Origin of the sequence: Peribacillus sp. YIM B13472 (assembly GCF_042788005.1) — a bacterium.
GTDB classification, from domain to species: domain Bacteria; phylum Bacillota; class Bacilli; order Bacillales; family DSM-1321; genus Peribacillus; species Peribacillus simplex_E.
Genome location: NZ_JBHZPG010000011.1, coordinates 109,058 through 121,914, shown reverse-complemented (window position 1 = coordinate 121,914; position 12,857 = coordinate 109,058). Strand labels below are relative to the sequence as shown.

Annotated in this window: 11 protein-coding genes, 2 pseudogenes and 1 riboswitch; of the genes and pseudogenes, 12 read left to right on the top strand and 1 reads right to left on the bottom strand. The window is 34.9% G+C overall.

Translation table 11 applies throughout. The annotated features are described in order from the left end of the window. Window positions 1-558 precede the first annotated feature (558 nt). From ACFX4I_RS11530 to ACFX4I_RS11485, 10 genes are all read left to right on the top strand, one after another. Window positions 559-1,527 (top strand): hypothetical protein, encoded by a 969-nt coding sequence (locus ACFX4I_RS11530; protein WP_230304147.1) that lies wholly within the window; start codon window positions 559-561, stop codon window positions 1,525-1,527. 1,065 nt (window positions 1,528-2,592) lie between these two features. Beyond that, a complete protein-coding gene (locus ACFX4I_RS11525; RefSeq protein WP_153246122.1) occupies window positions 2,593-2,751 on the top strand; it encodes a hypothetical protein in 159 nt (52 codons plus the stop codon). Between the two features lie 271 nt (window positions 2,752-3,022). After that, entirely contained in the window at window positions 3,023-3,250 is a 228-nt protein-coding gene (locus ACFX4I_RS11520; protein WP_230304148.1) for a hypothetical protein, read from the top strand. 886 nt (window positions 3,251-4,136) lie between these two features. Beyond that, window positions 4,137-5,150: an SIS domain-containing protein gene (locus tag ACFX4I_RS11515; protein WP_377420693.1), complete on the top strand. Its 1,014-nt coding sequence runs from the start codon at window positions 4,137-4,139 to the stop codon at window positions 5,148-5,150. A 297-nt stretch (window positions 5,151-5,447) separates the two neighbouring features. After that, entirely contained in the window at window positions 5,448-6,284 is an 837-nt protein-coding gene (locus tag ACFX4I_RS11510; protein ID WP_377420691.1) for a YitT family protein, read from the top strand. A 161-nt stretch (window positions 6,285-6,445) separates the two neighbouring features. Beyond that, on the top strand, window positions 6,446-7,243 hold the full coding sequence (locus ACFX4I_RS11505; RefSeq protein ID WP_377420689.1) for a substrate-binding periplasmic protein: 798 nt from the start codon (window positions 6,446-6,448) through the stop codon (window positions 7,241-7,243). A gap of 21 nt (window positions 7,244-7,264) precedes the next feature. Then, window positions 7,265-7,939 (top strand): amino acid ABC transporter permease, encoded by a 675-nt coding sequence (locus ACFX4I_RS11500; protein ID WP_377420687.1) that lies wholly within the window; start codon window positions 7,265-7,267, stop codon window positions 7,937-7,939. Then, complete coding sequence (locus tag ACFX4I_RS11495) at window positions 7,917-8,684, top strand: amino acid ABC transporter ATP-binding protein (RefSeq protein ID WP_377420685.1); 768 nt, start codon at window positions 7,917-7,919, stop codon at window positions 8,682-8,684. The genes ACFX4I_RS11500 and ACFX4I_RS11495 overlap by 23 nt, the downstream gene beginning before the upstream one ends. A 147-nt stretch (window positions 8,685-8,831) precedes the next feature. After that, window positions 8,832-9,674 (top strand): PfkB family carbohydrate kinase, encoded by an 843-nt coding sequence (locus tag ACFX4I_RS11490; RefSeq protein ID WP_377420683.1) that lies wholly within the window; start codon window positions 8,832-8,834, stop codon window positions 9,672-9,674. Window positions 9,675-10,051: 377 nt separating this feature from the next. Further along, window positions 10,052-10,783: a GntR family transcriptional regulator gene (locus ACFX4I_RS11485; protein ID WP_377420681.1), complete on the top strand. Its 732-nt coding sequence runs from the start codon at window positions 10,052-10,054 to the stop codon at window positions 10,781-10,783. Window positions 10,784-10,876: 93 nt separating this feature from the next. On the opposite strand, the pseudogene ACFX4I_RS11480 reads toward ACFX4I_RS11485, so the two are convergent. Next, a pseudogene (locus tag ACFX4I_RS11480) lies at window positions 10,877-11,017 on the bottom strand (amino acid permease); the annotation flags it as partial. Between the two features lie 163 nt (window positions 11,018-11,180). On the opposite strand from ACFX4I_RS11480, the gene ACFX4I_RS11475 reads away from it, so the two are divergent. Continuing rightward, window positions 11,181-11,555, top strand: a complete 375-nt coding sequence (locus ACFX4I_RS11475) for an STAS/SEC14 domain-containing protein (RefSeq protein ID WP_377420679.1) — start codon at window positions 11,181-11,183, stop codon at window positions 11,553-11,555. 412 nt (window positions 11,556-11,967) lie between these two features. Then, window positions 11,968-12,344, top strand: a pseudogene (locus tag ACFX4I_RS11470) (IS110 family transposase); the annotation flags it as partial. A 381-nt stretch (window positions 12,345-12,725) separates the two neighbouring features. Then, window positions 12,726-12,804, top strand: a riboswitch (ZMP/ZTP riboswitch). Window positions 12,805-12,857 lie beyond the last annotated feature (53 nt).

Sequence of the window (12,857 nt, the reverse complement as noted above, 5' to 3'; positions counted from 1 at the left end):
ATTTTTGTATACGTACTAGTAGCACACTAAATGGTTCTTCAATCCTGTCACAACCAGTTTCTTATACAGGGTATCTTACTTAAGATCCACCAAAAAAAGTTCAGCCTGGTTGTGTTGTTATCATCCATTATTGTCAATGGGTTAATGGGTTAGACTCTATTTTTTGAGTTTAGGTTTTCGTAGTAGATGGTGGCGGCGAGGAGCGCCATGGAACTAAAGGAGGAGGATAGTTCCATAAGAATTGACACTAGAAGGTCGTCAATGAAGGCGATCTTCTTGTGTCAATTTTTTAGAATAAGGGATTTGTGATTGGAGTATTATGTTAAAGCAGGCAGAGCCGTTTTTAGGGTATGGATGGTTAGCGTAATGGGGGAAATGATTATCTTCGTAAAAAGTCCTATGATTCATTAAAACTTAAACAGTTTAAATTATAATTCTTAAGGGGTGTTTATTTATAGTTATAAATAGAAATAAACATGAGAGTTTAATTGGAAGCGCTCTGTTCATTGTAGAGGTAGAGATTTACGAACTCACTGGTCTGGCGGCCGAGGTGGCCTCATGACAGTAATGAAAAAGCAGCCAATTTCACATTTGATGAAGAAGCGTAGATTTTGGGGTTATGGTGCCGCTATAGCGGTAATGCCTTATCTGTTAATCAAAATCGCCTGGACTTTCGGTCTCTTCATGCCGACCGAACAAATGGGCGACCCAAGTTGGCGCACTGCAAACGCAGTAACAATGGTTCTAGCTGCTGTTGGTATCCTGTTAGCATTGGCGTTTAGCATGACATGGGGTGAGCGACTGCCCGCCTGGTTGGTTGCCTTGCCCGTCTGGGTAGGTACTGGTTTACTTATTCCTATGCTGTTGCTGGCGCCTGTGCTTGGTCCTGCTGCTATGATACGCGATCAGCAGGCAGGAGCTGCCAACGTTTGGGTATATGAGCAGATTTTCGTAATGGTCTCACTGGTTGGAGTCGGCATCTGCCTACCTTTCGCCTTAGCTGGATACGCCAAAGCGCGTTGGCCAGAGGCATTTGCTGATCCAATCGATATTGAATTACTCCCGGGCAACAGCCAGAAACTGCATATCACCTTGGCTAGGCTTGTCGCCGCTGGCTGTATCCTGCTTGGATTTATTAAGCTATTCTGGGCGGTTGGTGGAACTATTGGCATCAACCCAGCTATGTTGGATAACCGCGATTTATGGTGGCACCTATTGTCGTTGAGTACCGGTGTTTGGGCCTTCGCGGGGGCGTGGGGTTTGTTGGTACTGACCACCCGCCGCGGGTTGAAGAGGTTCTTCCCTCCTATGGCAGTAGCATGGATCTCGTCGGGAATGCTGTTCTCTTATAACCTCTTTAACCGCTTGTCCGCCACTCGCCCCGATGCACAACCTGATATAGAGTACCCGCTTGCATATGTACTAACCACCGAGTTAGGTAGCGTCTTGGGAGTGATGATGGGAATAATTATTCTGATGGTACTGCACGACCGCCGGAGAGCAATGCGCAGTTCTAGAAGTAATTAATGTTCCTAATATTGAATTATATTTATAAAAAGAAAATAAATTAATGAAAAGGCCCCCAATTTTGGGGCCTTTTGAAATTCTCTTTGAGTTTTCGCCTAAAGTTAAGAGATTGGGGCTCTACGAGCCCACTATGTTAGGCCATTTTAAAGTAATGAACAAAAATAATGTTCATTGCAATTTCGACTATGGCCGTGATAATTACATCGATTATATTAGTTTCTTCAAATGAATGATAAGGGGCAAATAAAACAATGTAAGTATAACCAATGATAGTTAAAAGTATGGACCATAAGATGTTCCATAAAAACAGTGGAATCATTAAGCCAACAAAGGGCAAGAAGAAACCTAAATCTTTTCTACTTCTATTTTTATAAATACTGATTAATAGATAGATTGCAATCGCATTGATAATAATATATAAAATTAAATCAATAACATCATATCTATTCATAATTGTAGGGTTATAAAATACAGGAAGTGGAAGCACCGTAAGAGCAATTAAAACAAAAAAATAATACGGTAACTTTTTCTTTTGTTTGTCAGAAATAGTTCCTTCCTGTAATGCCGTGACGAGCTTGGCTGTTAGGTCTATTATGATCGTGACAATTCATGGGTAAACATGCTTACTACAACAGCTAAGGGGAAAGTATTCGGATAGTCCCCCTACCCCAGAACCCAAGGAAACAGGGCGAAAAGACCAAAGATGGTCCTTCGTCTGCAGGAAAATGGAATTTTTATATTAAGAAATCTAAGTCAGTAATTACATGTCGTATTGGTTTAAATCAGAAAATATATCAGTTGATTAAGATCAACAATAAAACTATGTTATTTAACCTAACATGTCATTTGATTTTTTTTCCATTACCAATTATATTTATAAAAATACCTTCTCTTAAGTCTGTCTAAATCCCAGAAAAGAGAGTGATTTTATTGAAGTGTTTAGTTTTAAAAAAGAAAAATAAATGGGGAAATAATTATTTATTTGAGCCAATGATCCAGAAAGTTTAACATTTAAAATTAGTCCTCTTTGGCTAAAGAAAAATGATAAACAAAGGTGGGTTTGAGATGGGGTTGTTAGGGAGAGTGGTTTTTTTAAAAAGATTACGAGAAGAGCTGTTGGAAAAAAGAAAACAAGGAGCCACTGAGCTTCAAATTGATGAAATTGACAAGCAAATACGGAAGATTAATCTAGAGATACAGAATATGAGAAAAATGATGGAATAAATATTTTCTTGTTTTAAGTGTACCCGACTTGAAAGGTGTGTTTATTTTGTTTATTTGTATTGGCGGAAGCAGGGAAAATTATAGGGATTGAGATTTTAGAACCATACGGGTAAATATGTTAGCTTAGAAGAAAAAGGGTATTTTTGAAAAAAATTGGACAAGCAGAGGGGGGGATGCCCCCCTTTAGTGACTGGGCACCTTGAGAAAAAGCTCTGAAGGAAAAATATAAAAGGAGGCACACTGGCTTGATCGTCAGCTTTTGCGTTCACGCATGGAGAAAAAACATCCGTTTTTTCTTGCCCTTCGAATCAAGGAGTCGGAGATTTACCGGGGTGAGGTATTCCTGCATGACATTTCCCCATACTTGATGGATGAAGAGTTAACGGTTGAGGATTTACTGGTGATTTTAATCATGGACTTTCTGCAAAGGATTAAAGAAAAGGGAAATTCAAGCCAAGCCATGAAGGCAATTTTATTGAACTTTGAGGATTACTTTTGATAAGCGGTGATGAAATTGCAGAAGTACCTTATCAGAGTTTCATTCACATTATGGAGAGAATCCTCGGACATTATAGGTCGGTGTGAAAATTTGGGGCATTCCTACACCTCCAAACCCGTATTCAGATGCAGGTTCATGACCATGACCGCAAGCAACGCCCACGATGCTTGCATTAATTCCTACTTGAAAGTTAGAGACGACTCCCTTAAAGTTAGACGCCACCGGTGTGATAATTCTGATGAAAATAGAAAAAGCAACAAGACAAGCACTTAATAAAAAAGATAACACCTAAATTAAGAAATAATGGATCAGGTAATGCTGCTTAATTTCCTGATCCATTTTTTATTTTGAGTGGTCTTAGAATGCTTGGAGGACCTCAAGTAGATTCAATGCTTCCATCTATAAGAATAAATAAGAAAATTAAACATAATGACTGTTGTGTAAGGGAGCATTGTTTTAACATTCAAAATAAGTATCTTGGATCTTTACTAAAAATTCAGGGCTTTCTTTTATGGATAGCCTAAAAACGCTATCAAAAGATTTAATCTATGTATGGATAACTTAACATTAACCTCGTTAGAATATGAAAATTGTAACCACCTATATTTTAATTTGTCTACAGGCTTTTATTATTTATAGAAAGTTCTATTATAAATTAATACAAGGGACATAAGATCCTTTATCTAAATTGCAGAAAATTGATAAATAATCACCTCTGATTGTTTTAAATAATCAGAATTTTATAACTTTTATATTGAAACTCAGAAATTTGCGTGCTATACTTTAAAACATAAATGGTATATACCATTTATGTTTTTTTACTCAATGGTATATACCATTAAGTGGTTTACTTAATCAATTACAAATTATAAGGGGAGAGTGCTAAATGTTAAAGTTTAATCACCAGAACTATTTAAAAGTAACAAATGGAGCAGTTTTATTAAGAGCAGAAATAGAGAAGAAGATGGATGAAGTTTCAAAAAAAGAATTTAAAAATTTATTCCTTATTGGATCCGGTGGTTCTATTGCGATAATGTATCCATTTGAATATATATGGAATTCTACTTCAACTATTCCTGCTTATGCCGAAATTGCTTCTGAGTTTATGTTACAAAGCCATAAACAATTTGATGAAAACTCAGTGGTCATTTTCTCTTCTCTATCAGGCACGACAGAAGAAACTGTTGAAGCAGCACAATATTGTAAGGAAAGAGGAGCAACTACCATTGGTTTAGTAGGAGAAATGGGTACGCGATTGGCCAAAATCGTAGACTATCCAATAGCTAACTATGCGGAAAATGATTATGCTGCAGATTCAATAAACCTTCAAATGTATATGGTTATCTTTAGACTAATGCATAATAATGGCGAATTCGCGAAGTATGAACAATTTGTATCAGAATTAGAAAAAATGCCTGAAAATTTAATTTCAGTAAAAGAACAGGCGGAAGAAAAGGCTAAAGAATTCGCAAATAAATATAAAGATGAAGATTACCATATGTTAATTGGATCAGGAACAGCTTGGGGACGAACCTATGCATATAGTATGTGCGTATTGGAAGAGATGCAATGGATTCGTACAAAATCCGTCCACGCAGCAGAATTCTTCCACGGAACGATTGAGTTGGTTGAAAGAGACACCAGTATCATTTTGTTAAAAGGGGAAGATGCAACTAGACCTTTAGCAGATAGAGTAGAGCGATTTGCTGAGAAATATACAGATAAGCTTACGATTTTTGATACTAAAGATTATGTGCTTGAAGGAATTAGTCCAGAATTCCGCCAATATTTCCCTCCGCTAGTTTTAGGAAGTTTACTACAACGAGTAAGCGTTCACCTAGAAGATAAACGAAATCATTCATTAGATAAGAGAAGGTATTATCGTACTGTAGCTTATTAAAAAGTAGTTAAACTTGAGGAGGATACATGAAGTAAGCGTTCTCCTCAAGTAAGGCTTTTAAGCCACAGGTTGTAGTGATTAAAGTTGATTACTACATGCGTCAATACTTTTCTGGAAATTTGAGATTTTAAGCGTTTGAATAGATGTGTCTGATGAAAGAAAGTTTTTGGAAAAGTATTGATGGTAAAATAATTTTCCTTTTAACATCCATTCATTAGACCTAGATCATAATTAAGTTAGAGATAATGGGCAGTTAACAGAAGGTTCTCCGTGAGAGAGTTGAAAGGATGTTTTAATGTGGCTCGTAAGTATCAAATTACTTATGAACTATCAGGAATTACATTAGGTTGTTTTCTATTTGCTTTTGGAACCAATTGCTTGCTAACTCCTTCAAGTTTATTAGCAGGAGGACTAGGCGGAGTTTGTGCAATTTTTTATCATTTATTTGAATGGCCAATGGGAATCCAATATTTTGCTTATAATATCCCATTACTGTTTTTAGGCTACATTCATGTTGGTAAAAAATTTATAATTTACACTGTATTTTCGGTCATAGTATCTTCTCTTTTTTTAGAATGGATTCCAGTCCGCTTAATATGGACTAAAGATATATTATTGTGTTGTATTTACGGAGCAATTATTTCGGGGAGTGGAGCAGCCATTATTCTTAGATTGGGAGGGTCAGTAGGAGGGCTAGATATACTTTCCCGCGTTATAGCGAAATACACGAATTTTACTATAGGGAAATCTGGATTAATTTTTAGCGCTACTATTGTAACAATCTCCGCTCTAATTTTTGATATTCAGTTAGCTATGTATACAATCCTATCGTTTTTTGTGGGGACTAAAACATATGATGCCATTCTAAATATCGCAGAGAAAAATGTAATAATTATTGTTACAAACGAGGGTGAAGAACTATCTTCATTGTTGACAACAAAGTTAAATAGAGAAGTGAATTCATGGCAGGACATTAGTGTATACAGTGAAAAGAAAAAAACGGTATTGCTCTGTTTGATTATTGAATTGGAGTGGATGGAAGTAACACATGCAGTAAAGAGTATTGATCCAGGAGCGTTTATTTTATCAATACCAACTAAGAAAACGTTTGGAAAGTTTAAGCTGAAGTGGTAGGCTAGATAAATTTCCATTTGGTATATACCATTTTGTTTTTTCTGTGGTATGATAGGCCTATCTTAATAATTTCATGAATTTTCATTATTATCTAACAATATCGATTTCAGGTCATATGAAGTCAAAATGTAGGAAAATCTTTAATATAGGGGGAGCTCTTAATGAAAAGAATTCTAATGGCATGCGTGACTCTCATTTTACTTATTGGGGTAGTGGGATGTGGCAAGAACACATCAACAAGTGGGGAAGCTTCAACAAATGATAAGGAAATTAAAGTAATAACTACAGCTGGAGGATATCCATTTAATGCTACAAATCCAAAAACTAATAAAATTGAAGGTTTTATTATTGAAATCGTTAATGAACTAGGTAAGAGATCAGATGTGGAAATTCAAATATCAACCGGAGAATGGAATTCGCTTATTCCTTCATTGAAATCAGGTAAGGCTGATGTTATTGCCGATGCTATGTATATTACTGACGTAAGAAAAAAACAAATTAACTTTACAGATCCTGTTTTTGGTTTTGGGGAAGGCCTTATTGTACCAGAAGGTGACACAAAAACTAAATCACTTAAAGACTTAAAAGGAAAAGTAATTGGTGTTCAAATGGGCACCTCATTCAAAGACATGCTACAAAAAGAAAATAAATCATTAAATATAGAAGTAAAGACTTACCAAACGCTATCTGATCTGCTAAAAGATATTCAAACAAATCGTATAGATGCAGCGTTGGCAGATGCCCCTACCTTTAGTTATTTTAAAGCTAAGAATCCTGATATGAAGTATCGAATTGTTGAGGGATATGTTCCTTCTCTCACTGGGGAAGTTGGAATAGGTGTATCAAAAGATCACCCTGAACTATTAAACAAATTCAATAAAGCAATTCAAGAAATGAAAGAAGATGGCACCCTTAAAGATATTTATAAAAAATGGGGTGTAGATTGGGACTTTAATTAATGAAGAGGGAGGGGACTGTAAATGAACGATTTTTTCTCAAATGCTAAAGATTTTGCACCCAGATTTCTAGAAGGTACCATTATTACTATTGAATTAACCGTAATATCTTTGATTCTCTCTCTTATTATTGGTTTAGTAGTTGCTCTTGGTAAAATAACACCTAATAAATTTATAAATAAAGTATGTGGTATTTATATCAGCATAGTAAGAGGAACGCCCCTCTTAGTACAAATGATGTATGTTTACTTTGTTTTCCCGGATTTGGGGCTTTCATTAAGTGCTTTCCAAGCGGCTATTGTTGCGCTTTCTATTAATGAAAGTGCTTACTTAGCTGAAACATTTCGAGCAGGTATTAAATCAATCCCTAAGGGGCAAATGGAAGCAGCAAAGGCAATTGGAATGAATTACTCTCTTTCGATGCGTAGGATTGTCCTCCCTCAAGCAATTCGAAATGTGATTCCTGCCATCGGAAATTCAGCTATTGTATTGATTAAAAACTCTTCATTAGCAGCAGTTATTACGGTGACAGAGTTAATGCATGAAGGAAATTTATTAGCCTCATCAACATATCAAAACATACAGATATTCACGATGATTGCGATCATTTATTGGATTTTACATTATCCACTGGCCATTCTTGTAGATTATCTAGAAAAGAGAGGTAATAAAAATAATGTTACAATTAGCCAATCTTAAAAAATCCTTTAATGAAAAGAAGGTTATTAATGGGATTGACCTATCAGTGCGAAAGGGTGAAGTAGTCGTTATCGTTGGACCAAGTGGTAGTGGAAAGAGTACGCTTTTGAGAATGATGAATGCTCTGGAGTATCCTACCGAAGGAGATATTAAGCTAGAAGGTGAGTCCATTCTCTATAAAGACATAAATGGAAAGCATATTTCACGAAATGAAAAGGAATTAAGTAAATCTCGAGCTGAAATTGGAATGGTATTTCAAGGTTTTCATTTATTTGCACACAAAACTGTACTTGAGAACATTATTGAAGGACCTATTCACGTAAGAAAAGTCAAAAAAGAGAAAGCAATTCAGGAAGCAGAATATCTATTAAAGAAAGTCGGCTTGCTAGATAAACGCGACCAGTTTCCACATTCTCTTTCCGGTGGGCAGCAACAACGAATTGCCATTGCAAGAGCGTTGGCTATGAAGCCTAAAATGTTGCTTTTTGATGAACCAACTTCCGCTCTAGATCCTGAATTAGTTGGTGAAGTTCTTATAGTAATGAAGGAATTAGCATTGGAGGGCATGACAATGGCCGTAGTCACACATGAAATGGGCTTTGCTCGTGAAGTAGGTGACCGTGTCATATTTATTGATCAGGGAGTAATTGTTCAAGATGCGCCACCAGAAAGGTTCTTTCATTCTACGAATGGAAATGAACGTATCAGAAAATTTTTGAGTACTTTATCAAGAAATGCCGTTTAATACTGAAAAGAAATTTGAAGATAAAAAGGGTCTTCTAGATTATTGAGTTAGGAAAAGTAAGATAACTTTCAATTAAATAATAGATTCTTCACTTTCATTGGAATTACTTACTTTTTAGATGAAATGTAGATGTTGAGGTGAAGGGAAATGAAGATAGTAGGGGTAGGGGACAATGTCGTTGATTATTATCAAGACCGTGGTGAAATTTATCCAGGCGGAAACGCTCTAAATATAGCTGTTTTATGTAAAAGGTATGGAGTGGAACAAAGCTCATATATTGGAGTTATCGGAAACGATATAGCGGCTGAGCATATTGTAAATAGCTTGAAAGCTGAAGGTGTTGATATCTCCAGGATTAGAAAAGCATATGGACCAAATGGGGAATCGGTTATCTCTCTTAACGAAAATAACGACCGCATCTTTGTCGGATCAAATAATGGAGGGGTACAAGGCCTAATAAAATTAAATTTTGATGAAAACGATCTTAACTATATTTCAACTCATGATCTTATGCATACAAGCTTGTATAGCCATATAGAACAAGATTTACCTATGCTGTCGAAAAAAATATCTATTTCTTTTGATTTTTCTTCACGACATGAAGAAGCATATCTTAAAGAGGTTTGCCCGTATCTTGATTATGGTTTTTTTTCAGGAAGTGAACTAAACGACTCACAGTGTATTGAATTAATGCATTATGCAAAAAAATTAGGAACTAAAATCATTGGAATTACAAGAGGAGAAAAAGGTGCTCTATTTTTAGTGGATGACCAAGTGTATAAACAGCCTATTGTGGAAGCTAAAGTGATTGACACCCTGGGAGCAGGTGATTCCTTCATTTCCATGTTTTTGGTCCATTATCATCAACATCATAATGTAACTGAGGCATTGAACCAGGCAGCAATAGCAGCCGCAAAAAACTGTGAAAGTTATGGTGCATTTGGATATGGATTAAGTAAAAAAACTAACCTTTCCAAAGACTTGGTATAATCTTTTAATGTGCATTTAAACTATAAGGGGCGGGAACTTTTATTATTTGAGTCCGCCTCTTATTGTATTTTATACGTACAATCAATAGATTGTTTACACAAATCTAACGTTCCAAACAGAGTTATATTATTCATTTTGAAGGGTTATTGATTGGAATTATTGAATCTATATTTTAAAAAGTTAATAAAATTATGAAAACAGTATAGCTATATAACAAGAAAATATGATTTTATATCTTATTAAAAGGTATTCTTTAAGTTGTTATGAGTTCTTGAGATATACTTCTTAATAGCTTTATGTTTAGGTTGTAAATCACTACTTATGTATATGTATTAGTAACATGGATAAATCGAAAAATATTAAGGATGATGTAGAATATGGAAAAGGGAATTGATGGAATTCCTTATTATCAAAAACTAAAAACAATGTTTATAGAGGAAATTAATAGTGGGAATCTTAAGTATGGTGACAAGATCCCTTCAGAGCGAGAGTTAGCTGAAAAGTTTAAAATAAGTAGAATGACAGCGAGACACGCGCTTTCTACCTTGGAAAGAGAAGGGTTTGTAGAACGAAGAGTAGGGGTAGGTACGTTCATTTCGAATCGTAAAATTCAATGGAACTTTATTACTGTAAATAGTTTTACAAAAGGGATGGAAGATAAAGGTTTAAAGCCCTCTACCGAGACAATATTTGCAAAAATAGAGACAGCAGATGAATTTCTGGCGAGTAAATTAAATATCTCTACGGGGGAAGAGATTTTTTCTTTAAAAAGATTAAGAATTGTTGATAATATCCCTGTTGCTATAGAATTAAGTCAAATACCATACAAATTTTGCTCACAAATAGAAGAGTATATATCTACCAAGGTTTCCTTGTACAAGGTATTAGATGAATTTTACGGATTAAAATTAACAAAGCAAAAACAGTATATGCGAATATCTTTGTCGGATCCGATTGAAAGTAAATTACTCAAAATAGGAAATGAAAACCCTTGCCTTTCAATTGAAGGCACCACTTATGATTCTTTCGAAAGACCTATCGAATATTATCAAATATTAGCAAGAGGAGATCTTGTTGAATTCTACTCAGAACCTACTAATCCTCAATGAAAATAAGCTCTAATTTTTTTCATTTATAAATTATCTATGCACTTATTCCGTAATTAACCAAAACCACCACAACTTCCATATAAGTTATGGTGGTTTTGGTGAGAACAAGCATATCGCATCCTCGTCTTTAGCTAATGTCACAAGTATATTGGTAACTGAAAAAAGTGAGGCTGTCATAGTTGAAAAGCCTGCGATGATGACTGCACCATTAAAAACATTGGGGAATATGCCTAGTTATACTACGATCATGGATTTACTTTATAAGCGAGTATTTGTGAGAAAATCGAATTAAACTGAGGGAGTTCCACAAGCACAGTGTATTCGAACTGTGCAACATTAAAATTTATGGTGCCTTCCATTATTTGGTTTATAATGATGGTAAGGAGTTGTTGTTTAATTGAATGTTAAAAATATAAGTACATCCATTTCTGAAGATATTATTATTACTAATTTGACAGGTTTCATAACCCTTGCTGATGTAAACACCTGGTTTAATTCATTTGAGAAAACGTGCTATTCATTTATTAGACAAGGAAAAAAGTATAAGTTGTTAGTTAATCGTAAAGGTTATACTCCAGAACATTTTTCTGTACAAAAATTGTGGAAAGACAAATTGTTCTCTAATAATATATTAGAGAACACCATTGCAGTCGCTTTTTTATTAGAAGAAGGGGATATTCTAATTCACCTTGAACAGTCTAATACCAAAGACAATGCAATGTTCTCAAGTAACTATGACCAATTAATTGACTGGCTTACTAAATATAAATAATGGATTTCTACTCCTAAGTTGCTGAAAGGTAACTTTTTTTATTGCACAGTTTGTGTCAACCCTACAATAATCCTTAATCAACTACCATGAAAATAAGTTTCTTTAAAAATGAAAAATGACAATACTTAAGAAGACCCTGCTCAATCGTTTAAAAAAAAGAGGAGAGCGTTAATAAATTAGCTTATAGATTAGGGTTGACTGGATTAAGGTCAGTATCAGTATTGACACTTCCTAACCATTTTCATTCTTTGTGGTGAATCGCCGATTTTTGCGATTCATGGATGGCTAACGGGGCAGCATTCCTGTAATAACTGAAAATGAAGTTTGAACGAAAAAAGACCTCTTGATAAAATGAATGTGTCCAGAGCTGGCCAGCTAAAAAGGACAAATACATCTATTTGGAGGCCTCACAATGAATTATAACCAAAATCATAAAATCTCTCAAATTACTTCTGAAACCTTAATTGTCGGAGTAGATATAGCCAAGCACAAGATTTTAGAGGTTTGGAACTAGGTAAAACGTGTTTCTTTGAAAATACGAAAGCAGGATTTCATTCGTTTCTAGATTGGATTACCCAACTTGTTAAAGGGTGTAAGTTAAATCAAGTGATTGTAGGCATGGAGCCAACCGGTCACTACTGGTTAAATCTAGCTCATCTTCTAAAAGAGAATAATATTAAATTCGTATCAGTCAATCCAATACATGTTAAACGAAGTAAAGATAATTCTCCTACTAAAAATGATGTGAAAAATGCTAAAGTCATTGCCCAATTGGTCAAAGACGGAAGATAAGCCGAACCAACGATACCACAAGGAGGTAATATAGGTATGGAGTATTCCAAGTATTTCCTCTGTTAGTTCATAAGATTTTAACTAACTGGTTCATTACTTCTGTGCAAATATTATAATTTGTAAAATACGAACGATTTATTTTGCGCATATAAGCTCTTAAAGGTTTTTAAGTATAATGTTAAAGAGAAATGATGATATTGATGTAGCATGTGTTCTGAAATTGAATGTTTGTTTTTAGGGCTTTAATCCACCTGATTTTTTCAAATCAAAATGAATTTTGTAGGTAATTACGAAAATTAAATAAGATTATATATAAAATATAAATGTTTTTCAAGTGTTGTGAAATTTTTAAAAATCCTATATACTAAAAAAAACTATTTTTCTATATGTAACTGGCGCAACATGGAGTACCATGGGGGAGCATATAGAGTATAAGCCGCGCGCCTGGGCAAACACTTGATTTATAAATAGATCAAGTGTTTTTTATTTTCCTAGGAAGAGGTGTAGGTA

What these genes read in the sequence shown, in the direction of transcription:
- ACFX4I_RS11485 (WP_377420681.1), top strand. Translation starts at nt 10,052, where the DNA reads ATGGAAAAGGGAATTGATGGAATTCCTTATTATCAAAAACTAAAAACA.
- ACFX4I_RS11515 (WP_377420693.1), top strand. Translation starts at nt 4,137, where the DNA reads ATGTTAAAGTTTAATCACCAGAACTATTTAAAAGTAACAAATGGAGCA.
- ACFX4I_RS11495 (WP_377420685.1), top strand. Translation starts at nt 7,917, where the DNA reads ATGTTACAATTAGCCAATCTTAAAAAATCCTTTAATGAAAAGAAGGTT.
- ACFX4I_RS11525 (WP_153246122.1), top strand. Translation starts at nt 2,593, where the DNA reads ATGGGGTTGTTAGGGAGAGTGGTTTTTTTAAAAAGATTACGAGAAGAG.
- ACFX4I_RS11490 (WP_377420683.1), top strand. Translation starts at nt 8,832, where the DNA reads ATGAAGATAGTAGGGGTAGGGGACAATGTCGTTGATTATTATCAAGAC.
- ACFX4I_RS11500 (WP_377420687.1), top strand. Translation starts at nt 7,265, where the DNA reads ATGAACGATTTTTTCTCAAATGCTAAAGATTTTGCACCCAGATTTCTA.
- ACFX4I_RS11520 (WP_230304148.1), top strand. Translation starts at nt 3,023, where the DNA reads ATGGAGAAAAAACATCCGTTTTTTCTTGCCCTTCGAATCAAGGAGTCG.
- ACFX4I_RS11505 (WP_377420689.1), top strand. Translation starts at nt 6,446, where the DNA reads ATGAAAAGAATTCTAATGGCATGCGTGACTCTCATTTTACTTATTGGG.
- ACFX4I_RS11530 (WP_230304147.1), top strand. Translation starts at nt 559, where the DNA reads ATGACAGTAATGAAAAAGCAGCCAATTTCACATTTGATGAAGAAGCGT.